Annotated in this window: 26 protein-coding genes and 3 tRNA genes; 15 read left to right on the forward strand and 14 right to left on the reverse strand. The window is 68.3% G+C overall.

What is annotated here, in order from left to right:
- The first annotated feature begins 409 nt into the window (after window positions 1-409).
- The 6 genes from dnaN (at window position 410) to ABD197_RS01710 (ending at window position 8,503) form a co-directional block, all read left to right on the forward strand.
- A complete protein-coding gene (dnaN, locus tag ABD197_RS01685) occupies window positions 410-1,561 on the forward strand; it encodes a DNA polymerase III subunit beta (RefSeq protein WP_344050944.1) in 1,152 nt (383 codons plus the stop codon).
- 50 nt (window positions 1,562-1,611) lie between these two features.
- Window positions 1,612-2,769, forward strand: a complete 1,158-nt coding sequence (recF, locus tag ABD197_RS01690) for a DNA replication/repair protein RecF (RefSeq protein WP_344050946.1) — start codon at window positions 1,612-1,614, stop codon at window positions 2,767-2,769.
- The gene (locus tag ABD197_RS01695) at window positions 2,762-3,259 is read left to right on the forward strand and encodes a DciA family protein (RefSeq protein WP_344050948.1); all 498 of its coding nucleotides are present in this window, start codon (window positions 2,762-2,764) and stop codon (window positions 3,257-3,259) included. The genes recF and ABD197_RS01695 overlap by 8 nt, the downstream gene beginning before the upstream one ends.
- A gap of 121 nt (window positions 3,260-3,380) precedes the next feature.
- A complete protein-coding gene (gene gyrB / locus ABD197_RS01700; RefSeq protein ID WP_344055775.1) occupies window positions 3,381-5,435 on the forward strand; it encodes a DNA topoisomerase (ATP-hydrolyzing) subunit B in 2,055 nt (684 codons plus the stop codon).
- Between the two features lie 57 nt (window positions 5,436-5,492).
- Entirely contained in the window at window positions 5,493-8,102 is a 2,610-nt protein-coding gene (gyrA, locus tag ABD197_RS01705; protein WP_344050950.1) for a DNA gyrase subunit A, read from the forward strand.
- Window positions 8,099-8,503: a DUF3566 domain-containing protein gene (locus ABD197_RS01710; RefSeq protein ID WP_344050952.1), complete on the forward strand. Its 405-nt coding sequence runs from the start codon at window positions 8,099-8,101 to the stop codon at window positions 8,501-8,503. Before gyrA ends, ABD197_RS01710 begins: the two co-directional genes overlap by 4 nt.
- A 3-nt stretch (window positions 8,504-8,506) precedes the next feature.
- Here ABD197_RS01710 and ABD197_RS01715 read toward each other — a convergent pair whose 3' ends face one another.
- Window positions 8,507-9,229: a VIT1/CCC1 transporter family protein gene (locus ABD197_RS01715; protein WP_344050954.1), complete on the reverse strand. Its 723-nt coding sequence runs from the start codon at window positions 9,227-9,229 to the stop codon at window positions 8,507-8,509.
- Window positions 9,230-9,351: 122 nt separating this feature from the next.
- Here ABD197_RS01715 and ABD197_RS01720 point away from each other — a divergent pair.
- Together ABD197_RS01720 and ABD197_RS01725 are read left to right on the forward strand one after the other, a co-directional pair.
- A tRNA-Ile gene (locus ABD197_RS01720) sits at window positions 9,352-9,425 on the forward strand.
- Between the two features lie 13 nt (window positions 9,426-9,438).
- Window positions 9,439-9,511 (forward strand) — tRNA-Ala (locus tag ABD197_RS01725).
- Window positions 9,512-9,563: 52 nt separating this feature from the next.
- Here the strand turns inward: ABD197_RS01725 and ABD197_RS01730 are convergent.
- Entirely contained in the window at window positions 9,564-10,919 is a 1,356-nt protein-coding gene (locus ABD197_RS01730) for a uracil-xanthine permease family protein (RefSeq protein WP_344050956.1), read from the reverse strand.
- A 73-nt stretch (window positions 10,920-10,992) separates the two neighbouring features.
- Here ABD197_RS01730 and ABD197_RS01735 point away from each other — a divergent pair, with 73 nt between their 5' ends.
- Window positions 10,993-11,418, forward strand: coding sequence for an NUDIX hydrolase (locus ABD197_RS01735; RefSeq protein WP_344050958.1), 426 nt, complete (start codon window positions 10,993-10,995; stop codon window positions 11,416-11,418).
- A gap of 7 nt (window positions 11,419-11,425) precedes the next feature.
- Here the strand turns inward: ABD197_RS01735 and ABD197_RS01740 are convergent, their stop codons facing one another.
- Both ABD197_RS01740 and ABD197_RS01745 read right to left on the reverse strand, forming a co-directional pair.
- Window positions 11,426-11,908, reverse strand: a complete 483-nt coding sequence (locus ABD197_RS01740) for an aminoacyl-tRNA deacylase (protein ID WP_344050960.1) — start codon at window positions 11,906-11,908, stop codon at window positions 11,426-11,428.
- A gap of 68 nt (window positions 11,909-11,976) precedes the next feature.
- On the reverse strand, window positions 11,977-12,537 hold the full coding sequence (locus tag ABD197_RS01745) for a DNA helicase (RefSeq protein WP_344050962.1): 561 nt from the start codon (window positions 12,535-12,537) through the stop codon (window positions 11,977-11,979).
- A gap of 97 nt (window positions 12,538-12,634) precedes the next feature.
- Here ABD197_RS01745 and ABD197_RS01750 point away from each other — a divergent pair, with 97 nt between their 5' ends.
- Window positions 12,635-13,207 (forward strand): peptidylprolyl isomerase, encoded by a 573-nt coding sequence (locus ABD197_RS01750; RefSeq protein ID WP_344050964.1) that lies wholly within the window; start codon window positions 12,635-12,637, stop codon window positions 13,205-13,207.
- A 16-nt stretch (window positions 13,208-13,223) separates the two neighbouring features.
- Window positions 13,224-14,102: a rhomboid family intramembrane serine protease gene (locus ABD197_RS01755; RefSeq protein WP_344050966.1), complete on the forward strand. Its 879-nt coding sequence runs from the start codon at window positions 13,224-13,226 to the stop codon at window positions 14,100-14,102.
- Window positions 14,103-14,243: 141 nt separating this feature from the next.
- Here ABD197_RS01755 and ABD197_RS01760 read toward each other — a convergent pair whose 3' ends face one another.
- Window positions 14,244-14,483 (reverse strand): cell division protein CrgA, encoded by a 240-nt coding sequence (locus ABD197_RS01760; RefSeq protein WP_344050968.1) that lies wholly within the window; start codon window positions 14,481-14,483, stop codon window positions 14,244-14,246.
- 89 nt (window positions 14,484-14,572) lie between these two features.
- Between ABD197_RS01760 and ABD197_RS01765 the strand changes: the two genes are divergently transcribed.
- From ABD197_RS01765 to ABD197_RS01775, 3 genes are read left to right on the forward strand one after another with little or no spacing between them, the layout of a single operon-like run.
- On the forward strand, window positions 14,573-15,358 hold the full coding sequence (locus ABD197_RS01765; RefSeq protein ID WP_344050970.1) for a class E sortase: 786 nt from the start codon (window positions 14,573-14,575) through the stop codon (window positions 15,356-15,358).
- Window positions 15,358-15,513 (forward strand): hypothetical protein, encoded by a 156-nt coding sequence (locus ABD197_RS01770; protein WP_344050972.1) that lies wholly within the window; start codon window positions 15,358-15,360, stop codon window positions 15,511-15,513. The genes ABD197_RS01765 and ABD197_RS01770 overlap by 1 nt, the downstream gene beginning before the upstream one ends.
- A gap of 9 nt (window positions 15,514-15,522) precedes the next feature.
- Window positions 15,523-16,188, forward strand: coding sequence for an anthranilate synthase component II (locus ABD197_RS01775; protein WP_344050974.1), 666 nt, complete (start codon window positions 15,523-15,525; stop codon window positions 16,186-16,188).
- On the opposite strand, the gene pknB is transcribed toward ABD197_RS01775, so the two are convergent.
- From pknB to ABD197_RS01810, 7 genes are all read right to left on the reverse strand, one after another.
- A complete protein-coding gene (gene pknB / locus ABD197_RS01780; protein WP_344050976.1) occupies window positions 16,170-17,870 on the reverse strand; it encodes a Stk1 family PASTA domain-containing Ser/Thr kinase in 1,701 nt (566 codons plus the stop codon). The two genes, ABD197_RS01775 and pknB, sit on opposite strands and share 19 nt — an antisense overlap.
- Before the next feature lie 83 nt (window positions 17,871-17,953).
- Window positions 17,954-19,663: a serine/threonine-protein kinase gene (locus ABD197_RS01785; protein ID WP_344050978.1), complete on the reverse strand. Its 1,710-nt coding sequence runs from the start codon at window positions 19,661-19,663 to the stop codon at window positions 17,954-17,956.
- Window positions 19,660-21,117, reverse strand: a complete 1,458-nt coding sequence (locus tag ABD197_RS01790) for a peptidoglycan D,D-transpeptidase FtsI family protein (protein WP_344050980.1) — start codon at window positions 21,115-21,117, stop codon at window positions 19,660-19,662. Before ABD197_RS01790 ends, ABD197_RS01785 begins: the two co-directional genes overlap by 4 nt.
- Window positions 21,117-22,523, reverse strand: a complete 1,407-nt coding sequence (locus tag ABD197_RS01795) for an FtsW/RodA/SpoVE family cell cycle protein (protein WP_344050983.1) — start codon at window positions 22,521-22,523, stop codon at window positions 21,117-21,119. Before ABD197_RS01795 ends, ABD197_RS01790 begins: the two co-directional genes overlap by 1 nt.
- Window positions 22,520-23,758: a PP2C family protein-serine/threonine phosphatase gene (locus tag ABD197_RS01800; protein WP_344050985.1), complete on the reverse strand. Its 1,239-nt coding sequence runs from the start codon at window positions 23,756-23,758 to the stop codon at window positions 22,520-22,522. The genes ABD197_RS01795 and ABD197_RS01800 overlap by 4 nt, the downstream gene beginning before the upstream one ends.
- 14 nt (window positions 23,759-23,772) lie before the next feature.
- Window positions 23,773-24,297 carry an FHA domain-containing protein FhaB/FipA gene (locus tag ABD197_RS01805; RefSeq protein ID WP_344050987.1) on the reverse strand — a complete coding sequence of 175 codons (525 nt, stop codon included), beginning with the start codon at window positions 24,295-24,297 and terminating at the stop codon, window positions 23,773-23,775.
- On the reverse strand, window positions 24,294-25,031 hold the full coding sequence (locus tag ABD197_RS01810) for an FHA domain-containing protein (RefSeq protein WP_344050989.1): 738 nt from the start codon (window positions 25,029-25,031) through the stop codon (window positions 24,294-24,296). Before ABD197_RS01810 ends, ABD197_RS01805 begins: the two co-directional genes overlap by 4 nt.
- Window positions 25,032-25,189: 158 nt before the next feature.
- Between ABD197_RS01810 and ABD197_RS01815 the strand changes: the two genes are divergently transcribed.
- Window positions 25,190-25,273: transfer RNA gene (locus ABD197_RS01815), tRNA-Leu, on the forward strand.
- A gap of 46 nt (window positions 25,274-25,319) precedes the next feature.
- Here the strand turns inward: ABD197_RS01815 and ABD197_RS01820 are convergent.
- Entirely contained in the window at window positions 25,320-25,805 is a 486-nt protein-coding gene (locus ABD197_RS01820; protein ID WP_344050990.1) for a GNAT family N-acetyltransferase, read from the reverse strand.
- A gap of 147 nt (window positions 25,806-25,952) precedes the next feature.
- On the reverse strand, window positions 25,953-26,591 hold the full coding sequence (locus ABD197_RS01825; RefSeq protein WP_344050992.1) for a GntR family transcriptional regulator: 639 nt from the start codon (window positions 26,589-26,591) through the stop codon (window positions 25,953-25,955).
- Window positions 26,592-26,815: the final 224 nt, after the last annotated feature.

A 26,815-nucleotide genomic window follows, 5' to 3' on the forward strand; every position in this document is an offset into this window, starting at 1 on the left:
TCCCTCACCGCTCTCCCATGCCCGCTCAGGGATGTCGGTCGACCCTCCCGACGGGTTCTACACAGTGTGGAAAACCTGTGGATAACTCCGCAGAGCTGCGGAAACGTTGTGAGCGGACGACGCCGAGGCTGTGGATGGCGGATGCCGACCTGGTCGTCGCCTCCGCCCCGTGCACGAATCCATCCTCAGCGGTTCCACAACTCACACGCGTGTAGTTCCCGTGTCTCGCCAGGTGTCCACCGACTTATCCACAGTTCCCACAGGCGTTAAGAAGATGACAGAGAAATTGTTAAGGGGAAAGGGTTCGATCACCTTGACGATGTCGGCGGACGGTCTGCGACCGCCTTGAAGGCGCCGGCGCGCAGGGCACTAGCATGGGAGAGCCCAAGCCGATGTCAAGGGAGCGCCAGTGAGGTTCCACGTCAATCGCGATGTGTTCAGCGAAGCCGTGTCGTTCGTCGTCAAGCTCCTGCCGCAGCGCAACCCGCAGCCGATCCTGGCGGGCGTGCTGATCGAAGCATCCGATGCGGGACTGTCTCTCGCCGCGTTCGACTACGAGGCATCCGCCCGCACCACGATCGAGGCGACGGTCGACGAGCCCGGCACGATCCTGGTCCACGGCCGGCTCCTCTCCGAGATCGCGAGCCGCCTGCCGAACGCGCCGATCCAGATCGAGGTCGACGACGACGGCGGGATCCTGCTGACCTGCGGCTCGGCCCGGTTCACGCTGGCTTCGATGCCCGTGCAGGAATACCCCGCGATCCCCGAGGTCTCCGGCGACACGGGTCTCGTTCCTTCCGAGGACTTCGCGACCGCGATCGCACAGGTCGCCTTCGCGGCGTCCCGCGATGATGTGACTCCGGTCCTCACCGGCGTTCAGCTCGAAGTGTCGGGAACCCAGCTGAGCCTGGTCGCGACCGACCGCTACCGCGTGGCTCTGCGCGAGATCCCCTGGGACGGCGGCACCAGCGCATCGGACGAACCGACGACCGCGCTCGTCCCGGCCCGCACCCTCACCGAAGTCGGCAAGACCTTCGCGCACGGCGGCGACATCTCGATCGCGTTCTCCGGATCGGGTGATCGCGAGATCATCGCCTTCACCGCGGGCAACAAGACCGTCACTTCGCTGCTGATCAAGGGCAACTTCCCGCCGGTTCGGCGCCTGTTCCCCGAGCAGACCGAGCACCACGCGGTCCTGAACACCGCCGAGCTCGCCGAGGCGGTCCGTCGCGTCGCCCTCGTGCTCGACCGGTCGGCGCCGCTCCGCTTCACGTTCACCACCGACAGCGTCTCGATGGACGCGTCCGGCACCGAGCAGGCTCGGGCGACCGAATCGGTCGACGCGCACCTCACGGGCGAGGACGTCACGTTGGGGCTCAACCCCCAGTACCTCCTCGAGTCGCTCAGCGCCGTGCGCAGCGAGTTCGTCCGCATCACGTTCACCTCGAGCGAGAACGCGAACAAGCTCAGCCCCGTGTTGATCACCCCGCAGACCTCGGTCGACAAGGCCGGCGGCGAGTCGTTCAAGTACCTCCTGCAGCCGAACCTGCTGCTGCGCTGACCGCAGCCTCCGCGATCGGCCGCGGGGGTGGGCGCGATTAGGGTCGTACCGTGATCGTCGAGCATCTGAACCTCGTGGACTTCCGCAATTACGCGGAAGCCGACGTTGCTCTGGATGCCGGTCCCAATGTGTTCGTCGGCCGCAACGGCCAGGGCAAGACGAATCTGGCCGAGGCGATCGGCTTCCTCGCGACGCTCGGCTCGCACCGGGTCTCGAACGATGCGCCGATGGTGCGGGATTCCGCGGATTACGCGATCATCCGCGCGCGTCTCGCGCACGGCGAACGCCGTGTCCTGCTCGAGGCGCAGGTCAACCGGCAGGGTGCGAACAAGGCCCGCGTGAACGGCGCGGCGGTGAAGCCCGCCGAGCTCCCGAGGTACGCGCAGGTCGTGCTGTTCGCCCCGGAGGACCTGCAGATCGTGCGCGGCGATCCGTCCGCGCGTCGACGGTTCATGGACCAGCTGCTCGTGCAACGATCACCCCGCTTCGCAGGGGTGATCGGCGATTACGACCGCGTCCTCAAGCAGCGTTCCGCACTCCTGAAATCCGCGCGCGCCCGGGGGATCCGCGGGGATCAGCTCTCGACGCTCGACGTCTGGGACGACAAACTCGTCGCGCTCGGCAGTGAACTCATCCAGGCCCGGCTGGCTCTCGCCGCCGATCTCTCCGCGCCGATGACGGCGGCGTACACCGCGATCGCCGGTGCCGATCACGCGCCGCAGCTCGAGTGGGCCCTGTCGGTGCGCGGTGAGGACCCCGAAGAGCAGGACGCACAGCCCGCGCACGCCGCGCCGGCCGGTGTGATCGCAGAGCAGTTCCGCGAGGCCCTTGCCCTCCGGCGTGCGGCAGAGCTCGAACGCGGACTGACCCTGGTCGGACCCCACCGCGACGACCTGGTGCTGCGGGTGCGCGGACTCCCGGTGAAGGGCTACGCCTCGCACGGGGAGTCGTGGTCCGTCGCGCTCGGGCTGCGGCTGGCTTCGGCCGAACTGCTGCGTGCCGAGTCCCGTCTCGGCGATCCCGTCCTGATCCTCGATGACGTGTTCGCCGAACTGGATGCCGACCGTCGAGCGCGACTCGCCGCGCTCGCGTCGGGATTCGAACAGGTGATCGTCACCGCCGCCGTGGGCGAGGACGTCCCGGCGGGTCTTCGGGCGCGCGTCGTCCGGGTGGAGTCCGGGCGCATCCTGGAGGATCCTCATGCCTGATCCCACCGGCGAGGGCGCCGTGCCCGAGACGATCGCGACCTATCTGCGGCTGCGTGGTCTCGAGCCGTCGGCCCGGACGTACCGCAAGAAGCGACGCCGCACGGACGATGACGAGAACGTCCCGTTCACCGCGGGGCGCGACCCGCGCGGGGTGTCCGATGTCCTCGCCGCGCTCACGCGAGAGGCGGGGTGGGACTCGCAGCTCGCGCGAGAGGATGTCGTGCGCACGTGGGACGAGGTGGCCGGCGAGGAGACCGCCCGGCACACGAATCCCGTGGCTTTCGTGGACGGCACCCTCACGGTCCAGGCCGATTCCACCGCATGGGCGAAGCAGCTTCAGATCATGCGCTCGCAGATCCTCTCCGAGATCGTGCGTCGCTTCCCCGAAGCCGGTGTCGACGGCATCCGCTTCATCGGGCCCGACGTCCCCTCCTGGAAATGGGGTCCCAGAACGACTCCAGGGCGTGGTCCGCGCGATACCTACGGGTAGGACACGTCCCGTCCCCTCGACGCGGAAAAGAACGCGCCACAGAGGCGGAGAGGCTGGTCTGAGAGCGGTTCCTTGATAGACTGGAACCGCCCCGGAACACGATGTGGAGCGCACCGAGAAGATGACGTCCGATACTGCTGACAGCTTGCCCGAGCGACCCGAAGAGGATTCCACGGAACCACTGCCAGCCGAACGGACCCACGTCGAGTACGGCGCCGACGAGATCCAGGTCCTCGAGGGGCTCGAGGCCGTGCGCAAGCGCCCCGGCATGTACATCGGCTCCACGGGGCCGCGCGGTCTGCACCATCTGGTCTACGAGATCGTCGACAACTCCGTCGATGAGGCCCTCGCCGGCTACTGCGACACGATCCTGGTGACGATCCTTCCCGACGGCGCCGTCCGCGTCGTCGACAACGGACGCGGCATCCCCGTCGACATGCACAAGACCGAGGGCAAGTCCACGGTCGAAGTCGTGCTGACCGTCCTGCACGCCGGCGGCAAGTTCGGTGGCGGCGGATACGCCGTCTCCGGCGGCCTGCACGGTGTCGGTTCCTCCGTCGTGAACGCCCTGTCGAATCGGCTCGAAGTCGAGGTCCGTCGACAGGGCTACGTGTGGCGTCAGTCCTATCGGGGCGGCGGTGTGCCGCAGGCCCCGCTCGAGCGCGCCGAGCCCAGTGACGAGACGGGCACGACGATCACGTTCTGGCCGGATGCCGAGATCTTCGAGACCGTCGAATTCGAGTACGAGGTGCTGCGCACCCGCTTCCAGCAGATGGCCTTCCTCAACAAGGGACTGCGGATCGACCTGCGCGACGAGCGCGCGGACTCGGCGTACGAAGAGGAGATCGAGCCGGGACAGGTCGTGCTGCAGCAGCGGAATGACAGCTTCCTGTACGAGCGCGGACTCGTGGATTACGTCGAGTACCTCAACAAGGTCCGCAAGGCCGAGCACGTGAACGACGAGGTCATCGACTTCGAGTCCGAAGACACCGAGCGCAAGATCGCCCTCGAAGTCGCGATGCAGTGGACGACGAGCTACACCGAGAACGTCTTCACGTACGCGAACACGATCAACACGCATGAGGGCGGCACGCACGAAGAGGGCTTCCGTGCCGCGCTCACCACTCTCGTGAACAAGTACGCGCGCGCGAACAACCTCCTCAAGGAGAAGGACGAGAACCTCTCCGGCGACGACGTGCGCGAGGGACTCACCGCGGTGATCTCGGTCAAGCTCTCCGAGCCGCAGTTCGAGGGACAGACCAAGACGAAGCTCGGCAACACGGAGGCGAAGGCGTTCGTGCAGAAGGTCGTCGGTGATCGGCTCGGCGACTGGTTCGACCGCAACCCGGTCCAGGCGAAGAACATCATCCGCAAGGCGATCGACGCCGCCACCGCGCGGCTCGCCGCCCGTAAGGCCCGCGAGACCGCGCGTCGCAAGAGCGTGTTCGAGTCCGCGGCCATGCCCGACAAGCTCAAGGACTGCACCTCGAAGGATCCCTCCATCAGCGAGATCTTCCTCGTGGAGGGCGACTCGGCCGGTGGTTCCGCGGTGCAGGGACGCGACCCGCACACGCAGGCGATCCTGGCGCTGCGCGGAAAGATCCTCAACGTCGAGCGCGCGCGGCTGGACCGCGCCCTCGGCAACCGCGAAGTGCAGGCGATGATCCAGGCCTTCGGCACGGGCATCGGCGAGGACTTCGACATCACGAAGGCGCGGTATCACAAGATCGTGCTGATGGCGGATGCCGATGTCGACGGCCAGCACATCACGACGCTCCTGCTCACGCTGCTGTTCCGCTACATGCGCGGTCTGATCGAGGCGGGCTTCGTCTACCTCGCGCAGCCGCCGCTGTACCGGATCAAGTGGTCCAACGCGCCGCACGAATACGTGTACAGCGATCGCGAGCGCGATGCGCTGCTGACCGAGGGCATCGCCTCGGGCAAGCGCATCCCGAAGGACAACAGCATCCAGCGCTACAAGGGTCTCGGCGAGATGAACGCGAAGGAGCTGTGGGAGACCACGATGGATCCCGAGACGCGCACGCTCCGCCAGGTCACGATCGACGACGCGGCCGCGGCCGATGAGATCTTCACGATCCTGATGGGCGAAGACGTGGAGTCCCGCCGCGGGTTCATCCAGCGCAACGCGAAGGACGTCCGGTTCCTCGACATCTAGCGCCGATCGCGGCTCGCCCCGCACTCGGCCCGACCGGACACGACGAAGACGAGAGACATGACTGACGAAGAACGTCCCGCGCACAACCACGGTCACATCGACCAGGTCGACCTCCAGTCGGAGATGCAGCGCAGCTATCTCGACTATGCGATGAGCGTGATCATCGGGCGCGCGCTGCCCGATGTCCGCGACGGCATGAAGCCGGTGCACCGCCGAGTGATCTACGCGATGTACGACGGCGGGTTCCGACCCGACAAGTCGTTCTCCAAGTGCGCCCGCGTCGTCGGTGAGGTCATGGGGCACTACCACCCGCACGGCGACACGGCGATCTACGACGCCCTCGTCCGACTCGTGCAGCCGTGGTCGCTGCGCTACCCGCTCGCGCTCGGACAGGGCAACTTCGGCTCTCCCGGCAACCAGGGCGCGGCCGCCCCTCGTTACACCGAGACGAAGATGGCTCCCCTCGCGCTCGAAATGGTGCGCGACATCGAAGAGGAGACCGTCGACTTCCAGGACAACTACGACGGTCAGACCCAGGAGCCGGTCGTCCTGCCGGCGCGCTTCCCGAACCTGCTCGTGAACGGCTCGGTCGGCATCGCGGTCGGCATGGCCACGAACATCCCGCCGCACAACCTGCGCGAGGTGTCCGCCGGAGCCCTCTGGGCGCTCGAGAACCCCGACGCCACCCGTGACGAGCTGCTCGAGGCGCTCATGGAGCGCATCCCCGGGCCCGACTTCCCGACCCACGCGCAGATCCTCGGAACGCGCGGCATCCGCGACGCGTACCGCACCGGCCGCGGTTCGATCACGATGCGCGCCGTGGTGAACGTCGAAGAGATCCAGGGCCGTACGTGCCTGGTGATCACCGAGCTGCCGTACCAGGTCAATCCCGACAACGTCGCGGTCAAGATCAGCGACCTCGCCCGCGAGGGCAAGATCACCGGAATCGCCGACATCCGCGATGAGACCTCGGATCGCACGGGCCAGCGCCTCGTGATCGTCCTGAAGCGGGATGCCGTCGCCAAGGTCGTGCTGAACAACCTCTACAAGCACACCCAGCTCCAGGAGAACTTCGGCGCGAACATGCTCGCGATCGTCGACGGCGTGCCGCGCACGCTGCCGCTCGACGGCTTCATCACGCACTGGATCGACCACCAGATCGACGTGATCGTCCGCCGCACGCAGTTCCGGCTCCGCAAGGCCGAAGAGCGCATGCACATCCTGCGCGGCTACCTCAAGGCGCTCGACGCGTTGGACGAGGTCATCGCCCTCATCCGCCGGTCGGCGACGGTCGACGATGCGCGCGAGGGCCTGAAGACGCTCCTGGACATCGACGACATCCAGGCCGATGCGATCCTCACGATGCAGCTGCGGCGCCTCGCCGCGCTCGAGCGTCAGAAGATCATGGACGAGGCGGCCGAACTCGAGCTGCAGATCGCCGATTTCAAGGCGATCCTCGCCGACCCGATCCGCCAGCGCGGCATCATCCGCGAAGAGCTCACCACGATCGTGGACCGCTTCGGCGATGACCGTCGCACGCAGATCCTGCACGGATTCGACGGCGACATGTCGGTCGAGGACCTCATCCCCGAAGAGGAGATGGTCGTCACCGTCACGCGCGAGGGATACATCAAGCGCACCCGCAGCGACAATTACCGCCAGCAGCACCGCGGTGGGCGCGGAGTCAAGGGCGCGCAGCTGCGCGCCGACGACGTCGTCGAGCACTTCTTCGTCACGACGACCCATCATTGGCTGCTGTTCTTCACCACGAAGGGCCGCGTCTACCGGGCGAAGGCATACGAAGTGCCCGAAGCCGGTCGCGACGCGAAGGGGCAGCACGTCGCGAACCTGCTCGCGCTGCAGCCGGGCGAGGAGATCGCGCAGATCCTCGACATCCGCGACTACTCCGTCGCGACCTACCTCGTGCTCGCCACCCGCAGCGGGCTCGTGAAGAAGACGCGCCTGACCGAGTACGACACGAACCGTCAGGGCGGTGTCATCGCGATCAAGCTCCGCGGGCAGGACGAAGAGGACGGCGACGAACTCGTCAGCGCCCTGCTGGTCGACGAGGGCGACGACATCCTGCTCATCAGCCGCCTGGGCATGTCGCTCCGCTTCACCGCGAGCGATGACTCCCTGCGTCCGATGGGACGCTCGACGGAGGGCGTGAAGGGCATGTCCTTCCGCGCCGGCGACAGCCTGCTGTCGGCATCCGTCGCCAGAGAGGGTGCGTACGTGTTCGTCGTGACCGACGGCGGCTACGCCAAGCGCACCGACATCGCGCAGTACCGCGGCCAGAGCCGCGGCGGACTGGGCATCAAGGTCGCGCGTCTGAGCGATGACCGGGGCGTCCTCGCGGGTGGTCTCATGGTCGCGGAGGACGACGAGGTCTTGGTGGTTCTTGCCAGCGGCAAGGTGGTACGCTCTGCCGTGGCCGAGGTCCCTGCGAAGGGACGCGACACGATGGGTGTGGTCTTCGCCCGCACCGACGAGGCGGACCGCATCATCGCGATCGCCCGCAACAGCGAACGCGGCCTGACCGAAACTTCAGACGCAGCAGAATCAGACGCAGCGACAGCAGAGGCGCCCGACACCGAGCAGCAGGACGCCGGATCGGCCACAGCAGCGGCCTCGCCCGAGATCCCCGAAGAGAGTACTGACGCATGAGCACGGTAGCCGACAAGCTCGCAAAGAAGTCCAGTTCCAAGACCAGCGCCAAGCAGGTGCGCCTGCGCCTGGTCTACGTGGACTTCTGGTCCGCGGTCAAGCTGTCCTTCCTCGCCGCGGTCGCGCTCGCGATCGTCACCGTGGTCAGCTTCTTCCTGGTCTACCTGATCGTCCAGACCACCGGACTCATCGGCAAGGTCGACGAGTTCTTCCAGAGCTTCTCGGACGGCGGCGTGTCGATCGAGACGTTCATCGGTCTGCCGCAGGTCATGGGCTTCGCCGCGATCGTGGCGATCCTGAACCTCGTCGTCGTGACCGTCCTCGGCGCCGTGATCGCGGGGATCTACAACCTCGCCGTGAAGGTGACCGGCGGCCTGCTGGTCGGGTTCACCTCGAACTGACGGTCACACCATCCCGGTGGTCCCCAGCAGACTGCCGATCAGCCAGGTCACGGCCAGGGCCAGCCCGCCGCCGACGACCAGACGCAGCGTCGCCCGCGCTTTACCGCTTCCACCCAGCTGCGCCGAGACCGTTCCGGTGATCGCCAGGGCGACGAGCACGGCGATGAAGGTCAACGGGATCTTCAGCGCCGGTGGCAGCAGCAGGATCGTCAGCAGAGGCAGCAGCGCGCCGAGCGTGAACGCCACCGCGGAAGAGAGCGCCGCCTGCCACGGGCTCACGAGATCGTCCTGATCGATGTGGAGCTCGACCTCGAGGTGCGCCGCGAGGGCGTCGTGCGCGGTGAGTTCGACCGCGACCTGGTGTGCCGTCGCCTCACTCAATCCGCGCGCGCGGTAGAGCTCGGCGAGTTCGGCCAGCTCCTCGTCGGGCATCTCCCGCAGCTCCCGCGTCTCCTTCGCGATGAGTGCCCGCTCACTGTCGCGCTGGCTGCTCACCGAGACGTACTCGCCGAGCGCCATCGAGATCGCGCCGCCGACGAGTCCGGCGATGCCCGCGATGAGGAGCGCGGGGGTGTCGGTCGTCGCGCCGGCGACGCCGACCACGAGAGAGGCGACCGAGACGATGCCGTCGTTCGCACCGAGCACCCCGGCGCGCAGCCAGTTCAGGCGCTGGCCGATTCCACCGGAGTGCGCTTCGCCGACGTGCGGTGCGGGTTCGGAACTCATGACCTCAGTCAACTCCCTCCGCCTTGTTCGCGCACCTCGGCCGGCCGTGAGTATGGATTCGTGAATTGCCGATCGTTCGGGTAAAGTCTTGGAGGTTGACGGCGCTCGCGCCGCACGTAATCGGGGGTATAGCTCAGGCGGTTAGAGCGCTTCACTGATAATGAAGAGGTCCCAGGTTCAAGTCCTGGTACCCCCACAACAACAGCCCCGGGGCCTTAGCTCAGTTGGTAGAGCGCCTGCTTTGCAAGCAGGATGTCAGGAGTTCGAATCTCCTAGGCTCCACGAAAGTGCAGACGAAGCGCCGGCCCCCGGGCCGGCGCTTCTCGCTTTCCGTTCAGCCGACGTTCTCGGGGTCGCCGCCCAGCGGTCCGATCGGGACGATCGGACCGCCGTCATCGGCCCCCGTGCGTCGGGCCCGCGCGATCGCGTTGCCCACGTGATAGATCACGAGCGCCGCGACCGTGCCCAGCACGATCGCGCCGAAGCTCAGGGCGCCGAGGTTCATCGTGAACCCGGCGATCGCGATCACGAACGAGACCGCGACGGTGTACTGGTTCACCGGACGCGAGAAGTCGACCTGGTTGTCGACCCAGATCTTGATCCCGATCACGCCGATCAGCCCGTAGAGGGCCGTCGTCACACCACCCAGCACGCCGGCGGGCATGGCGAAGATCACCGCCCCCACTTTGGGTGAGAACGCCAGCAGCACCGCGAACGTGCCGGCCACCCAGTACGCCGCGGTCGAGTAGACGCGCGTCGCAGCCATCACGCCGATGTTCTCGCCGTACGTCGTCGTGCCGGAGCCGCCGAAGAAACCCGCGATCGTCGTCGCCAGCCCGTCCGCGAGCAGCGCCCGGCCGGTGCGCGCGTTCACCGACGGATCCGCGGTCATCGTCGCCACCCCGCGGACGTGCCCGACGTTCTCGGCCACGAGCACGAGGATCACCGGAAGGAACATCGGCAGGAAGCTCCACGCCACCGGGTCGCCGAACGCCGGCAGGTGGAATTCGGGCAGGCCGATCCACGCCGCGCTCTCCACTCCCGAGAAGTCGACGCGGCCGAGCGCCGCCGCGACGACGTACCCGAACACGACCCCCACGAAGATGGAGATGCGTCCGAGGAATCCGCGGAACAGCACCGCGAACAGGATGCAGGCCGCGAGCGTGATCGTGCCGAGCAGCGCGTCCTGCTGGAAGTTCTGCCACGCCACCGGCGCCAGGTTCAGCCCGATGAGCGCGACGATGGCTCCGGAGACGACCGGCGGCATGAGCCGCTCGATCCACCGGGTTCCGGTGGCCTGCACGATGAATCCCACGCCCGCCAGGAGCACACCGGTGACGAACACGCCGAGCAGCGCCCGGCTGATCTGCTCGGGCGAGTCCAGGGGCGCCCCGTCGCCCGGACCGAGCGCGAGGATCGGCGCGATGAACGCGAACGACGATCCCAGATAGCTGGGCAGGCGGTTGCCGGTGAGCACGAGGAAGAGGATCGTCCCGAGACCCGAGAACAGCAGGGTCGTCGAGACCGGGAACCCGGTCAGCAGCGGCACGAGGAAGGTCGCGCCGAACATCGCGACCACGTGCTGCGCCCCGATCGCGATCGTCGCGGGCCACGCGAGACGCTCGGCGGGCTTGACGACGGCGCCCGGTGCGACGGAGCGCCCGTCGCCATGAGTGGTCCAGATCGGCACGTGTCTCTCCTCGGCGCATCGCGAATGGGTCACGTCAGACTAACCGGGCACGACCCCTCGATAGAGTCGGGACATGGATCTGCGGGTGGCGGCCTACGCCGTCATCGTGGATGCCGATGATCGCATCCTCCTCGCACACTGGAACGAGGGTCGCCGCGCAGCATGGACCCTGCCGGGCGGGGGTCTGGAGGCCGGTGAAGATCCCGAGCACGCGGCGCGCCGCGAGGTGCGCGAGGAAACGGGCTATCGCGCGGCGATCGGCGAGCTGCTCGGCATCCATTCGCGGGTGATCCCCGCCACCCGACGACTCGCGACCGATGCGACCGGTCCCCTACATGCGCTGCGGATCGTCTACCGGGCCAAGATCGTGGGCGGACGCCTGCGCCACGAGATCGGCGGCTCGACCGATCGGGCCGAGTGGTTCCCCCTGTCGGCCGTCGGAGGACTGCAGCGCGTGAAACTCGTGGACATCGCCCTCAAGATGTCCGCCGACGGATGACCGCGAGTCAGTCGATCGACTGAGAGATGTCGGCGACGACCGCCCGGTAGGCGGCGATGAGGTCATCGGCCTGCACGAACATGCTGTAGCCGTGGGCGCCGGCGCCCATGGCGATCCGCTCGCCGACGATGCGCTCATCGGCGAACACCGGCCAGTCCGTCGAGCTGCCGACGGGAACGATCGTCCCCCGCTCATAGCCTGTCGCGGCCAGCGCGCGAGCGGGATCAGGCAGTTGCAGCTTGTTCACGCCCACGACCGCCCGCAGCTTCGGCCACGAGATGGACCGGTCGCCGGGGATGAGGGCGAACAGATACGTGTCATCGCTGCGCTTCACGACGAGCGTCTTCACGATCGACGCGGGCGGGATGCCGAGCAGCGCCGCCGCCTCCACCAGGCTCTCGGCCGCCGGGCGCTCGCGCAGCTCCACGTCGAGTCCTCGCTCGGCGGCGGCATCGCGCACGCGCGCGACGGGATCGATCGCATCGGTCATCCCGCCAGGCTACCGACACGAAGACCCCCGCCGGCGGCGGGGGTCTTCGTCACGACATCGAGGTGCGCTCAGGCGTCGGGTGCACGCAGCGGGTCATCGGCCACCCACAGCTCGTCGTCCGCGCGGAGGGTCTGCCATGCGGCGTAGAGCACGCCGACCGCGGCTGCGACGCCGAGGACGATCGCGATCACGCCGCCCGCACCGATCCCCTGCTTGGGCGGGTCGAGGACGGTGAGCTTCGAGGCGATCTTCTTCGTCGCCTTGGCGCCGTACTTGTCGGCCTTCTTCGCGTAGGCGGCGGCATCCGGCAGCTGGAAACCCTTACCGGCGGCCAGACGCGACCGGGTGTCGTTCGCCGCGTCCCAGACCGACAGCGCCGAACCGACGACGGCACCCGCGGTGGGCACGACCTTGTCGGAGAGCACCTGCTTGGAGAACTGCTTGCTCTTGTCGACGCCGGCCTGGACGCCCGGGATCAGCTGCTCGCGGTTGAAGTTGCCGAGCTGGCGGCCGGCTTCACGGGCGATGCCGGCTGCTTCGCTGACGAGGACCTGCTGCGACTCCCACAGGTTGTTCGCCTGCGCCTGAAGCTTGCGGAGTTCCTTCTTGCGCTTGCGGTTGAGGCTCACGATTGCCCTCCCAAAGGCCGGGGGTAGTAGTCGTCCTATCTTGCCAGACGGTCGCGCAGACGGCAGGTTCTCGCACAACTCTGAAAGAATGATTGACATGCCTCAGCACACTGCAGTAGCGACTTTGCACACCAACTACGGCGACATCGTCGTGAACCTCTTCGGCGACCACGCGCCCCAGACCGTCCAGAACTTCGTCGGCCTCGCCGACGGCTCGAAGGCGTGGACCGACCCCGCGACCGGAAAGCCGGGTGACGGACCGCTCTACAAGGACGTCGTCTTCCACCGCATCATCTCGGGCTTCATGATCCAGGGCGGAGACCCGCTCGGGCAGGGCACCGGCGGACCCGGGTACAACTTCAACGACGAGATCAACGGCGAGCTCACCTTCACCGCGCCCTACAAGCTCGCCATGGCCAACGCCGGCCTCCGCCGCAACGCGATCACCGGGCGGCCCGAGGGCACGAACGGCTCGCAGTTCTTCATCACGGTGCCCGGCCAGGGCGGTCGCGGTCCCGAGTGGCTGCAGGGCAAGCACACGATCTTCGGCGAGGTCGCCGACGACGCGTCCAAGGCCGTCGTCGACACGATCAGCGACGTGCCCACGGCGGCGGGCGACCGGCCGATCGAGCCGGTGGTCATCCAGTCCATCGACGTCGTCTCGGTCTAGGACCCCGCCCGCGTCCGTGACATCGCCCGACCTCAGCCGCAACAGCGACAACTTCTGCTACCGGCATCCCGACCGGCAGAGCTTCGTGCTGTGTCAGCGGTGCCTGCGCACGATCTGCCCCGAATGCCAGACGCAGGCCGCGGTGGGCGTGATCTGCCCGGAGTGCCTCGCCGATCAGCAGAAGGCCCAGACTCCCGCGCAGCGCAAGGCCGAGCGACGGTGGGCGCGCCCACGTGCGCTCACCGCGACGGACTCCCGTCCGCTGGTGACGTACGCGATCATCGCGATCACCGCCCTCGCCTTCCTCGTGGGTCTCATCCCCGGGGTCGGCGAGGGCGTCCGCGACACCCTCGCGTTCTGGGCGCCGTCTCTGTACCCGGAGCTGACCGGCACGTTCGAGCCGTGGCGGCTGCTCACCGTCTCGCTCGTGCACGGGAGCTTCTGGCACATCGGGCTGAACATGCTCGCGCTCTGGATGATCGGGCGCAGTCTCGAACCGCTGCTCGGTCGATGGCGCTTCCTGACGCTCTACGTGCTCAGCACTCTCGGCGGGTCGGTCGCGGTCTCGCTGCTCTCGTTCACGACTCCGGTGGTCGGTGCATCCGGCGCGATCTTCGGACTGTTCGGTGCCCTCATCGTGATCGGCCGCCACATCGGGGCGAACATCGCCGGCATCGCGATCATCCTGGCGGTGAACCTCGCGATCGGCTTCATCCCCGGCTTCAACGTGTCGTGGCAGGCGCACGTGGGCGGGCTGGTGGTCGGGGCCCTCGTCGGCCTGATCTATGCGCGGACGCGTTCGATCCGGCGTCGACCCCTGCAGATCGGGCTCCTGATCGCTCTCGCGGTCGTGCTGCTCGCCCTCCTGCTCGTGCCGCCCGCGCTCTTCTTCTGACCGGAGTTATCCACAGGTTCATCCACACCTGGGGATGGAATGACACCGGTGTAATTCACAAGTGGACAGAGCTGGGGACAACCCCCGGAATCGATGAAGCCCCGGCCGCGGCCGGGGCTTCATGGAAAGGGCGGAGGGCGGCTATCGCCAGCGGGTCGTCATGAGGAATCCGACGAACGCGATGCCGAACCCGATCACGAGGTTCCAGGCGCCGATACCCGGAATCGGGAAGTTCGAGCCGCTCAGGTAGAACACGAGCACCCAGACCAGCCCGATGAGCATGAGGCCGATCATGATCGGCTTGAACCACACCGGATTGGGTGCGAGTTCGCCTTCGCTGCGCTCCACGAGGGATTCGTCGTCTTTGCCGGGTCGTGCCATGCCGACCATCCTACCCTCCCGCCCTGCGGCGGCACCGCGGGCCCTTCTCCCGGCGAGGGGGTGCGCGCGGACTGACCTAGACTCGCCGTGTGGATGCGGCGACCCCGGTTGAGATGGGGGATCCGCCGCGCCCTCCCCGACGTCGCCGTCCCACGTTCTTCGGTGTCCTCGGCGAGATCCTGATCACCGTCGGCATCATCACGCTCCTGTACGTCGGTTGGCAGATGTGGATCGGCGACCTCATCTACGGCGCTCAGCGCAACGCCACCGGTCGGGAGCTCTCCGAGGAATGGGCGCAGGCCGCGCCCGCGCCGACGTCGGAGCCGACCGCGTCATCGTCGGCGAGTCCCACCCCGGCTGCAGTCGAACCCGTCGTGCTCCCCGAGCCCGCGGACGGCGAGGTCTTCGGCATCATGCACATCCCGAGATTCGGCGCCGACTACCAGGTTCCGATGGCGGGCGGAGTGAGCCGACCGGTGACCCTCGATCCGATCGGCATCGGCCACTACCCGGGAACGAAGATGCCGGGGGAGGTCGGGAACTTCGCGCTCGCCGCGCACCGGACGACGTACGGCAAGCCGTTCAACCGGATCGCCGAGCTCCGCGTCGGTGACGCGATCGTGGTGGAGACGCCGGACGGGTGGTACACCTACCGGTTCCGCACCCTCGAGTACGTCACACCCACCGAGGTCGAGGTGCTCTCCCCCGTGCCGCAGGCACCGGACACCCCCGCCGGATCCCGCTACATCACGCTGACCAGCTGCAGCCCGATGTTCGCCATGACCGAGCGCATCGTGGCGTACGGCGTGTTCGATTCGTTCACCCCCCGTACGGCGGGGGCCCCGGCATCCCTCACGGAAGGCGCGACCGCCTGATGTACGCAGCCCTCTGGCACGTGCTCCCCGGACCCTGGTGGGTGCGGACGCTCATCCTGCTCCTCCTTGTCGCCGTCGTCCTGTACGGTTTGTTCTTCTTCGTCTTCCCCTGGATCAGCTCGGTCGTGAACCCGCAGGAAGTGACCGTCGAATGAGCGCGACCGGTGCGTGAGCGCGGGCAGATCCTCGTCGTCGACAACCACGACAGCTTCGTGCACACCCTCGTCGGCTACTTGCGCGAACTGGGGGCGCAGACACGGTTCGTCGAGGCCGATGAGATCCCGCCGGATGCCGCCGCCACCGTGATCGCGCCGTACCGGGGGGTGCTGGTCTCGCCCGGACCCGGCACACCGGCCGATGCGGGCGCCTCGATCGCGGTCGTGCGCGCAGCGCATGACACCGGCACACCGCTCCTCGGCGTGTGCCTCGGACATCAGGCGATCGGGGAGGCGTTCGGCGCCGTCGTCGACGAGGCCCCCGACCTCATGCACGGCATGACTTCGCGGGTGAGCCATGACGGCAGCGCCCTCTACGCGGGGGTGCCGAGCCCGTTCACCGCGGGACGCTATCACTCCCTCGCGATCCGGGAGGACACCCTGCCCCCGGAGCTCGCGGTCACCAGTCGCACCGAGGAGGGCGTCATCATGGGAGTCGCCCACCGCTTCGCCCCCATCGTGGGGGTGCAGTTCCACCCCGAGTCGGTGCTCACGGACGGCGGCTACCGGCTGCTCGGAAACTGGCTCGAATCGATCGGCTACGCGGATGCCGCCCGGCGGGGTTCCCGCTTGAACCCGCTTCGCCGGGCGGTCGGTCAGGTTCCGCTGCAGTAGCGCAGGGTCACTTCCGAATTCACCGGTGCCTCGCCCGGGGGGATCGACTGCGTCGTGACGATGGGCGGGTCCGTCGCCGCGCAGTTCGGGTCCGCCTCCGTGATGACGATGAGCTGGGCGTCCGGGCCCTCGAGCTCGCGGGTCGCCGCGTCGAGCGTGTACCCGGTGACGTCGATGATCACGACGCGGCCGGTCGCGGCCACCACATTCACCGTGCTTCCGACCGGAAGCGTCGCTCCCGCCGGCTGATCGGACGAGATGATCGTGCCGGCCGCGAGTCCGGGGTCGTTGCGCGGCGTCACGGTGCCGAGCTTCAGCTTCACCGCTTCCAGGGCCGCGGCCGCGGCATCCTGCGACAGTCCTTCCAGCGTCGGAACGGTCGTCGTCTCCTGACCCGACGAGACGTACACCCGCACCTGCTGACCGGGGCTCACCGAAGAGCCCGCCACCGGATCGGTGCGGATGACGTTGCCGATCGCCACATCGGCGTTCGGCTCGTCCACACGGAACGCCGTCAGGTCGGCGTCGCCGATCTCTCCGCTCGCGCGTTCGTACGTCATGCCGGAGACGTCGGGGACGAGTCGGGCGCTGGAGGGGACCTCGCCGCCCGGGCGGATAGAGACGACCCAGAACAGCACCGAGATGAGCAGAACCGCGATGACGGCGACACCCGCCCAGATCCAGGCGACCGGGGGGCCGGCCTGCGTGCGCTTCATGGTCGTGTCGGTGCTGAGCTGACGCAACGACCTGGCGGTCTCGGCGGCCTGCTTCGGGTTCGGGCCGTACAGCTCGCTCGTGAGCGCCCCGACCGCGCGCTTGGAGGGGACCTTGCCGCCGATCGTCGCATCCAGCGCCTCACGGAACGCCGCGGCGTCCTGGTAGCGCTGGAACGGATCCTTCGCGAGCGCGCGGAGCACGACGGTGTCCATCGACCGCGGCACCGACTCGTTCGCCTCGGACGGCGCAAGAGGGGCTTCGCTCACGTGCTGATAGGCGACCGCGACGGGGGACTCGCCGCGGAATGGCGGCCGTCCGACGAGGAGCTCGTACAGCACCACGCCGGCGGAGTACACGTCGGCGCGTGCGTCGACCGGCTCGCCCTTGGCCTGCTCGGGCGAGAAGTAGGCGGCCGTCCCCAGGATCGTGGTGGTCTCGGCCACCGTCGACGACGAATCGGACACCGCGCGCGCGATGCCGAAATCCATGACCTTCACCTGTCCGGAGTCGGTGACCATGACGTTGCCCGGCTTGATGTCGCGGTGCACGACGCCCGCGCGGTGGGAGTACTCCAGGGCTTCGAGGATGCCGTCGACGTAGCGCACCGCGTCGGCCACGGGCACCGGGCCGGCCGCGACGATGTCCTTGAGCAGCGCACCGTGGACGAGCTCCATCACGATGAACGGGACGGGGCGGACCGTGCCGTCGGGCGAGGTCTCGCTGTCTTCACCGGCGTCGTAGACGCGCACGATCGTCGGGTGGGCCATGCGCGAGGCGGCCTGCGCCTCGAGGCGGAACCGGGTGCGGAAGGAGTTGTCGTCGGCGAGGTCGCGGTTGAGCAGCTTGATCGCGACCTGGCGCCCGAGCGTGAGGTCGTAACCCCGGAACACGGTGGCCATGCCACCACGACCGATGAGTTCGTCGACGCGATAGCGCCCCGAAAGCACGCGCGGCTCAGCTGTCACGGTCACTCCCTGGGTATGGCTGACTCAGCCTAACCGACACGACCGACCGCGCCCGGCGGCAGCGGCGGTCGTGCGGTGATGTGCTACGGGGTCGTCGTCGGGGCCGGTGTGGACGCGGCCTGTATCTGAGAGGTCGCCTCACCGGATGCACCCGAGTCGCGCTGACCCGCAGCGCCGCCGGAGCAGGTCACCGAGTAGGTCACGATGACGGTCGCTCCCGGATTGTTGTCGGCCAGCACCTCGCCCGCGCGCTCGTTGGGTCCGAAGGTCGCGGTGGACTGCCCCGTGCTCGCGAACGTCGCGTTCGTGGCGGTGAAGTTGTAGGCGCTCACCGCTCCGGTTCCGGACGGGCACGTGTAGCCGCTCCACGACACCTGGGTGCTCGCGCCGGCCTCGACCGTCCCGGCGATCGACGGGGCGGAGGGCTGGGGCATCGCAGTCTGGTCGCCGTAGAAGGTCAGGGTGAGCAGCTGCGAGGGCGGGATGTTGCCGGTCGGGCTGACGCGGTAGACCGTGTTGACCTGCTCGGCCGTGGGCGCGGGGTCTCCCGCGACGCAGTCGACGGCCTCGATTCCCGCGGCCTTCGCCTTCGCGGAGGCCTCCGTGCAGTCCATGCCCTCGAGGCCCAGACCGTCCACCGAGATCGTCGACGTCGTCGGGGTGGGCGTCGGGGTCGGCGTCGGGGTCGGTGTGCTCGAGGACGTCGTCGGATCCGGCGTCGGCTCCTGATTCGCCACGAATGCCCAGATCGTGCCGCCGAGGACGAGCAGAAGCAGGACGATGAGGGCGATGAGCGGCCAGGTCCACGGGCTGCGCTTCTTCTTCTCCTCGACACCCTCCTCCACGGCATCCGCTGCCGGGAGGATCCGGGTGGCGGCGCCGGTCGCGCCCGCCGGGGTGAGGAGCTGCGTCATGTCGTCGCCGACGGCGACGCCGGTCGCGATCGCGGGGACCGCGGCGGCCGCGGCCGCGAGATCGCCGCGACGGAGCGCCGTGGCCGCGCGGGCGACGGCGGCGGCCGATGCCGGACGGTCCTCGGGCTTCTTGGCGATCATCGCCATCACGAGGTTCTGCACCGGGACCGCGACGGTCGGCGGCAGCGGCGGAGGCTGTTCGTTGATCTGCGCCATCGCGATCGCGACCTGCGACTCGCCCGTGAAGGGCCGCTTGCCGGCGAGGCACTCGTACGCGACGATGCCGAGCGAATACGTGTCGGTGGCGGGGGATGCCGGGTGGCCGGAGGCCTGCTCCGGCGAGAGGTACTGCACCGTGCCCATCACCTGGCCGGTCGCCGTCAGCGGAACCTGGTCGGCGATGCGCGCGATCCCGAAGTCGGTGATCTTGACGCGCCCGTCGGGCGTGATGAGGAGATTGCCGGGCTTGATGTCCCGGTGCACGAGTCCCGCGGCGTGGGCGGCCTGCAGGGCGGCGGAGGTCTGCGCGACGATGTCGAGCGTCTTGTCCGTGGAGAGCGATCCGTCCCTCTCGAGGATGGTGGACAGCGCCTCGCCGGGCACGAGCTCCATCACGAGGAACGCGCTGCCCGCCTCCTCGCCGTAGTCGAAAACGCTCGCGATGCCCTCGTGGTTCACGAGTGCCGCGTGGCGGGCCTCGGCGCGGAAGCGCTCGAGGAAGCCCGGGTCGCCCATGTACTCGTCTTTGAGGATCTTGATCGCGACGGTGCGGCCGATGACGTGGTCGGTGGCCTCCCACACTTCGCCCATCCCGCCGATGGCGATCCGCGAGTCCAGCTCGTACCGGCCTCCGAAGGTCACTCCCTGCGTCGGTCTCATCGTCCCAGCACCGCCTCCATGACCTTCTTCGCGATCGGTGCCGCGATGGTGTTACCGCTGCCCGACTGACCCTGACCTCCGCCGTCTTCGACGACCACGGCCACGGCCACCTCCGGGTTCTCCGCGGGCGCGAAGCCGGTGAACCACAGCGTGTACGGTCTGCTCGCCCCGTTCTCCGCGGTGCCCGTCTTTCCGCCCACGTCGACCCCGTCTATTCTTGCACCCGAGGCTGCGCCGTCACTGACATTGGCGACCATCATCGCCGTCAGTTCGGCTGCGATGTCGGAGTCCAGGGCACGCCCGAACTCGGTGTCCTCGAAGCTCTGCTGGACCGAGAGATCCGGTCCGATCACCTGGTCGACCATCCGCGGATTCATGACGACTCCATCGTTGGCGATTCCCGCAGAGACCATGGCCATCTGCAGGGGCGTCGCGGTGACCTGGCCTTGGCCGAATCCGGTGAGAGCGGTCTGGGGGTCATCGAGTCCGCGCGGATAGCTCGAGGCCGTCGAGGTGAGCGGCATCGAGAACTGTGCGTTGAAACCGTACTTCTCGGCCTCCTCGCGGATCGCGGTGTCGCCGAGCTGCACCGCGAGCTCGGCGAACGGGATGTTGCAGCTCAGCCGCAGCGCGTCGGCGATCGTGACCGTGTCGCCGGGTCCGCACGCCCCGCCGCCCGCGTTGAAGACGACGCTGCTGGACTGCGGGAGCTGATACGAGCCCGGATTGGGCAGAGTCGAGGTGGGCGTGTAGTCGCCCGAGGCGAGCGCCGCCGAGGCGACCACGAGCTTGAAGGTCGACCCCGGTGGGTTGAGGTCGCCGCCGATCGCGCGGTTGAACAGCGGATGCGAGGGGTCGGCATCCAGTGCGTCGTAAGTCTCGTTCACCTCGCCGGTGTTGTGCGACGCGAGCAGGTTCGTGTCGAAGCTCGGGCTGGTGACCATCGCGAGCACGCGTCCGGTGGACGGTTCGATCGCGATGACCGCACCCTGCAGGTCGCCGAGCGCGTCGTACGCCGCACGCTGGACGGCGGCATCCAGAGTCAGCTCGACGTTGGATCCGCGCGGCGGCTGCCCGGTGAGGATGCGGTCGATGCGCGCGAGGAACTGCGAGCCGGCCGTACCGCTGAGCTCCTGGTTCATCGCCTGCTCGATGCCGGTCGCCGCGCCGAGTGCGGGATTGATGTACCCGGTCACCGGAGCCCACATGTCCCCGTCGACGTAGACGCGCTGCCACGCGTAGACATCGTCCGACGGCACGGAGCTCGCGATCGCGGCGCCGCTGGCGATGATCGATCCGCGCTGCACTTCGTACGAGTCGTACAGCGCACGCGTGTTGCGGCTGTTCTCGGCGAGGGTCTCGGCCTGCACGACCTGGATCACGCTGGTGGAGGCGAACAGCGCAAGGAACATGAGCAGCATGAGGATGCTGAGCCGGCGGAGCTCCTTCGTCATCAGCCGATCACCACCCGGGGGCGGCTGCGGACGGCATCCGAGATGCGGAGGAGGATCGCCACGATCAGCCAGTTCGCCACGAGCGACGAGCCGCCCGCGGCGAGGAACGGAGTCGTGAGGCCGGTCAGCGGGATGAGCCGGGTCACGCCGCCGACCATGATGAACACCTGCAGCGCGATCGTGAACGACAGTCCGGTCGCCAGGAGCTTGCCGAAGTCGTCCTGCCCCGCCAGCCCGATGCGGATGCCGCGGCTGGTGAACACCATGTACAGGCACAGGATCGCGAAGACGCCGATCAGGCCGAGCTCTTCGCCGAGGCTCGGCAGGATGTAGTCGCTCTGGGACAGCGGCGTGATGTACGGCCGCCCCTGCCCGAGACCGGTGCCGATCAGTCCGCCCTGGGCCAGACCGAAGATCCCCTGCACGAGCTGGTAGCTGCCACCGGAACGGTCGATCACCTCGGGGTTGAACGCGTCGAGCCAGTTCGCGAAGCGTCCGTTCACATACGGCAGGACGCGCGAAGCGAGAAACGCGCCGCCGGCCGCGAGGACGACACCGATCACGACCCAGCTCGTCTTGCCGGTGGCGACGTACAGCATCGCCACGAACATGCCGAAGATGAGCAGACCCGTGCCGAGGTCGCGCTGCAGCACGATGATGCCGAGCGAGATGAGCCAGATCACCAGGAGCGGTCCGAGCTCGCGGGCACGCGGCCACGTCATGCCGAGGAAGCGCGTGCCCACCGATGTGAGCGACTCGCGCGTGCGGACCAGGTAGCCGGCGAAGAAGATCGCGAGCGAGATCTTGGCGAGCTCGCCCGGCTGGAACGAGAAGAACCCGAGAGAGACCCACACGTCGGCGTTCGCGTCGGTGCCCAGTCCGGGGATGATCGGAAGGATCAGCAGCGCCACACCGGCGAAGCCGAAGATGTACGTGTAGCGGAACAGGATCCGGTAGTTGCGCAGGAGCACGACGACGGCGATCGCCCCCACGATCGCGATCGCCGACCACGCCAGCTGCTTCGTCGAGTACGCGTTCCAGCCTTCGAGTCCCACGGCGATGTCGATGCGGTAGATCATCGCGATGCCGAGCCCGGTGAGGATCGTCGCGATCGGCAGGACGAAGGGATCGGCATCCGGAGCACTCAGCCGCAGCACGATGTGCATCGCCGCGACGAGCACCGTCAGGCCGCCGCAGTAGAAGAGGAAGGTCGCCTCGATCGCACCCAGCGCACCGAGCTGGACGAGAGCGATCGCCGCGCCGGTGACGACGATGGCGAAGATCAGCAGGAACAGCTCGCGGTTGCGCTGCTTCTGCGGCACGCGGATGCGCTTGAGCGCCCGGATGACCGCCGTATCGGCCGAGATCGCCTCGGTCGAGGGGCGCGCGTCGGAGGGAGCGGTCATCGCGTGGCCTCCGAGGCGGAGCGGAGTCGGTCGACGATCGCTTCGGCGTCGGCGAGCGAGCGCGCCGAGATCGTGCGCTCGACCGTCGCCCGGCTGAAGGACGGCAGGTCGGCCAACAGGATCTCGGTGTCCTCGTGCGGCGTCGAGAGCGAGATCGGCCCGATGTTCTGCTGGATGCCCTGGAAGATCACCACCGTGTCGTCATCGGCCCCGACGAAATAGCGCGTCTGGGTCCACGAGTACGCGACCGCCAGGAGCGACGCGATGAGCGCGAGGACGAGGACGAAGCCCACGATCCAGCCGATCCGACGCCGGCGGGCACGGCGGCGATCCTCCTCGATGAGCTCCTCGAGGAATTCCGCGGCCGGCTCGAAGTGACTCGGCTCGTTCGCCGCCTGGCGGTTCGGGTGCAGCCAGTTGCCGCGGCCGGAGCGGGCGGCGGGCACCTCGATACCGAGCGGATTCGACGCGGAGCCCACGATCGTGGGCGTGCCGGAGAAGAGCGGATGCTGACCCCCGACGTCCACCAGGACGATGGTGACGTTGTCCGGGGCGCCGGCATCCAGGGCCTGCTTGAGCAGATTGTCGGCCGTCCGGCCCGGGGCGAGCCCGAGCCCGAGGGCCTTCGCGGTGTGCGCGTCGTCGACGACGCCCGACAGCCCGTCCGAGCACAGCAGCCAGCGGTCGCCCGGCTGGGTGGGCATGATGAACGTGTCCAGCTCGGGGTCGGGGTCCATGTCGCCGAGCACGCGCATGAGGACCGACCGGCGCGGGTGGTAGCGCGCCTCCTCCGGCGTGATGCGGCCGGAGTCGACGAGACGCTGCACGAACGTGTGGTCGGTCGTGATCTGCGTGAGCGCGTCGTCGCGGTACAGGTAGATGCGCGAGTCGCCGATGTGTGCGATCACGGCGTACTGATCCACCATGACCAGCGCGCTCACCGTCGTGCCCATGCCGGCGAGCTCGGGTTTGACGTGCACGGTCTCGATCAGTTCGGAGGCGGCATCCGCGATCGCATCACGCAGGTCGCGCTCGGCGGCGGACGTGGAATCGAACGGGTGGTCGAGGCGCTCCAGCCGCGCGATCGCCAGGCTCGAGGCGACGTCGCCGCCGGCGTGCCCGCCCATCCCGTCCGCGACGGCGAACAGGTTCGAGCCGGCATAGCCGGAGTCCTGGTTGTTGGAGCGCACCTTGCCGGTGTGCGAGATCGCGACGCTCGAGCCCTGGAAGACCATAGGTGACGGGTCCGCTACTTCCGCAGTTCGAATGTCGTCGCGCCGACCTTGATCGGCGCGCCGACCGTGATGGGGACGGGAGAGCTGACCCGAGCGCCGTCATGCCACGTGCCGTTCGTGGAGTCGAGGTCCTGGATCATCCACTGATCGCCCCACAGCACGAGACGCGCGTGGTGGCTGGAGGTGTAGTCGTCGCGGATCACGAGACCCGACTCGCTCGAGCGTCCGATCGTGAGGGGTTCGGTCCCGAGGGGAAGCTCCAGTCCCGCCTTCGGGCCGCTCGTGATGACGATGCGCGAGACCGCGTCCGTCGTCGCCGGGCCGCCCTTCTTGCCGGTCGGGACCTTCGCGGGAGCCACAGGGGCGGTGTTCGAGCGAGGTGCCGACGCCGGGGGCGTCGCGGCGGCCGCGGGTTCCGGCATCCGTCGCACCTTCACTCCGAACAGATCCGCACGCAGCGAGTAGACGACGGCGAACACGAAGAACCACAGCAGCACCAGGAAGCCGATGCGCAGCAGCAGGAGGGTCAGTTCGCTCATCGCAGCGGTCCCTGATCGCGCACGTCGTACGCGCGGGTGACGTCGGCGGGCATGGCGGGGCGCGGGGCCGCTGTTTGGGCGACGACGCGGAAGACGATGTCGGTGCGCCCGATCGTGACGGTCGAGTCCGGCGGGAGGGCGGCCTCGGTCACCTTGCGGCCGTCCAGGAGCGTGCCGTTCGTGGACTGCATGTCGCGCACCATCGCGCGCTCGCCGTCCCACAGGATCTCGACGTGCTTGCGGCTCGTGCCGGCGTCGGAGATCGTGATGTCGGCGTCACTGCCCCGACCGATCACGGTGCGCGATTTCGTGAGCGGGTGGCGCTTGCCCTCGACGTCGACGACGCCGCGCCAGGCGACACGCCCTTCGGCGGTGCGGGATTCGACCTTGAGCGTGCCCGTGGACTGCTGCTCGTCACGGACGAGCGTGATCGAGACCGGCCCGGCGAACGAGTACCCCTGGGTCTTCGCGTGGGCGTGCACGAGGGTGTCGAGTTCGTCGGTGAGCGCGCCGCCGAGCGTGCGCATGCGCTCATCGTCGGCGACGGAGAGGTGCACCGTGAATTCGTTGGGCGCGAGGATGCGGTCGCGGCTCACGATCGCGGCCTTCTTGTCGAGCTCGCTGCGGAGCGCCGACGCGATCTCGACGGGTTGGATGCCGCTGCGGAAGGTCTTCGCGAACGCGCTGTTGACGGCGCGCTCGAGACCCTTCTCGAAGCTGTCAAGTAGTCCCACACGACTCCTCAGGCAGGTGGTGCCGGTCGGTACATGCTAATCGTCCCGGCTGTGATGCCCGTGGACGCGGGTCTCGGACGCTCCGTTCGGGGCTCGCGATCGCGCGTGATATCCTCGGGAAGTTGATTTGCACTGCACCCCCGGGTGCACCGCATCTCGCGCGAGTGGCGGAATAGGCAGACGCGCTGGCTTCAGGTGCCAGTGCCCGAAAGGGCGTGGGGGTTCAACTCCCCCCTCGCGCACAGCGACAGGAATGGGCTCCCCAGGGGGCCCATTCTTCGTTTCCGACTACTCGAGTGTCGGAACGAGCACCATCACGATCTCCTCGACCTCACGGCCGACGCCGGGGGCGAAGTCCGCGTCGCGGGACACCTCGGTGAAACCCACCTTCTCGAGCACGGCGCGAGAGGCGGCGTTGTGCGTGGCGACCCGGGCGAACAGCGGCCGCTCCGGCTCGCGGGAGACCAGGATCCGCAGGGCTTCGGTCGCCACGCCCCGCCCCCAGGCATGCCGGGCGATCCAGTACGTGACTTCGCGGTCGCCGTCGACCGAGAAGACCGCCGCGGTGCCGGCGAAGCCGCCGTTCTCGGTCACGACGTAGGAGGAGACCTCGGCCGCGCCGCGCTGACGCGCGATCCACGCGTCGAAGGCGCCCCGGTCATCGGGGTCCGCTGCCGTGAAGGCCGCCATGGCGACGGCATCCGGGTCGCGCATCATCTCGAACACCGCGTCGAGGTCGTCGTCGTCCAGCTCCCGGAGCTCGATGTGCGCCATGTGTTTCACGGTACCCACCCCCGGCCCCACGGGCGACCCGCTCGTCCGTGCCCTTCTCCCCGTGAAACGACATCTGTGCGTCGAGAGTGTGGAGTTCACCCGCGGTCTCGACGCGCAGATGGCGTCTCAGGGAAAGGGGAGGAGGGGTCAGGGGATGCCGTGCAGAGTGCGCAGCAGCGACTCGGCCTCCGCGCCGTCGCGTGCGGCGACGGCATCCCGGAAGCGCACGTACAGCTCGGTGCGGCGGATCGGGCACTCGACGAACGGGTGCCATCCGGCGAGGTTGCGCCGGATCGCGATCTCGGCCTCGCGCATGACCCGCATGAACACGACGTTCTGCGTGTCGTCGATCACGTGCTCGAACAGGCGCGCACTCGCCGTCATGATGCCCTCGGCGTCGTCGATCCGGGATGCCAGCACGATCGCATCCGCGTGCTCGACGGTGTGCGCGAGTTCATCCTCCGTGCATCGCTGCAGCGCGAGTCGCAGTGCGCCGCCCATCAGATAGATGAAGAACTCGTGTGTGTCGTCGTGCAGGCGCCGGCTCGGAACGGAGACGCGCGTGTACTTGTTCGGTGCGACCTCGACGAGTCCTGCGCGCTCCAGGCGCTGCAGGGCTTCGCGGACGGGTGTGCGTGATACGCCCAGGCGTTCGGCCAGATCCTGGTCGCGAAGGCGTTCGCCGGGAGCGAGGCGACCGTCCAGGATCGCCTCGCCGAGCACTTGGTACACCTCGCCCGCGAGCACAGCCCCACGGGGCTCCAGCGGCGCGAAGGCAGAGGACATCAGGACGCACATTCTACGTGCGACGGATCTTCTGCGACAGGCCGATATATCGGTAGAGTGTGCGGTGCCACGCTTCGCGTGGCCTATCCGGGGGGATCCGTCGACGCCCGGGCTTCGAGCTTCTGCTCAGCCCGGGCGTGCGATGGGCTGTGCAACGTTTGTGTCACCATATTTTCCCGCTCTTCCCCTCGTGCGGCCGTCCTTCGATAGCCTGGAGCGGACTC

Origin of the sequence: Microbacterium lacus (genome assembly GCF_039531105.1) — a bacterium.
Classification (GTDB): domain Bacteria; phylum Actinomycetota; class Actinomycetes; order Actinomycetales; family Microbacteriaceae; genus Microbacterium; species Microbacterium lacus.

Coding starts and splice junctions, on each gene's coding strand:
- ABD197_RS01800 (WP_344050985.1), bottom strand. CDS start 23,758: ATGGTCTTCCAGGGCTCGAGCGTCGCGATCTCGCACACCGGCAAGGTG.
- ABD197_RS01825 (WP_344050992.1), bottom strand. CDS start 26,591: ATGTCCTCTGCCTTCGCGCCGCTGGAGCCCCGTGGGGCTGTGCTCGCG.
- ABD197_RS01710 (WP_344050952.1), top strand. CDS start 8,099: ATGAGCACGGTAGCCGACAAGCTCGCAAAGAAGTCCAGTTCCAAGACC.
- ABD197_RS01820 (WP_344050990.1), bottom strand. CDS start 25,805: ATGGCGCACATCGAGCTCCGGGAGCTGGACGACGACGACCTCGACGCG.
- ABD197_RS01770 (WP_344050972.1), top strand. CDS start 15,358: ATGTACGCAGCCCTCTGGCACGTGCTCCCCGGACCCTGGTGGGTGCGG.
- ABD197_RS01715 (WP_344050954.1), bottom strand. CDS start 9,229: ATGAGTTCCGAACCCGCACCGCACGTCGGCGAAGCGCACTCCGGTGGA.
- gyrB (WP_344055775.1), top strand. CDS start 3,381: ATGACGTCCGATACTGCTGACAGCTTGCCCGAGCGACCCGAAGAGGAT.
- ABD197_RS01740 (WP_344050960.1), bottom strand. CDS start 11,908: ATGACCGATGCGATCGATCCCGTCGCGCGCGTGCGCGATGCCGCCGCC.
- ABD197_RS01695 (WP_344050948.1), top strand. CDS start 2,762: ATGCCTGATCCCACCGGCGAGGGCGCCGTGCCCGAGACGATCGCGACC.
- ABD197_RS01750 (WP_344050964.1), top strand. CDS start 12,635: ATGCCTCAGCACACTGCAGTAGCGACTTTGCACACCAACTACGGCGAC.
- ABD197_RS01785 (WP_344050978.1), bottom strand. CDS start 19,663: ATGAGACCGACGCAGGGAGTGACCTTCGGAGGCCGGTACGAGCTGGAC.
- ABD197_RS01760 (WP_344050968.1), bottom strand. CDS start 14,483: ATGGCACGACCCGGCAAAGACGACGAATCCCTCGTGGAGCGCAGCGAA.
- gyrA (WP_344050950.1), top strand. CDS start 5,493: ATGACTGACGAAGAACGTCCCGCGCACAACCACGGTCACATCGACCAG.
- ABD197_RS01790 (WP_344050980.1), bottom strand. CDS start 21,117: ATGACGAAGGAGCTCCGCCGGCTCAGCATCCTCATGCTGCTCATGTTC.
- ABD197_RS01805 (WP_344050987.1), bottom strand. CDS start 24,297: ATGAGCGAACTGACCCTCCTGCTGCTGCGCATCGGCTTCCTGGTGCTG.
- ABD197_RS01795 (WP_344050983.1), bottom strand. CDS start 22,523: ATGACCGCTCCCTCCGACGCGCGCCCCTCGACCGAGGCGATCTCGGCC.
- ABD197_RS01735 (WP_344050958.1), top strand. CDS start 10,993: ATGGATCTGCGGGTGGCGGCCTACGCCGTCATCGTGGATGCCGATGAT.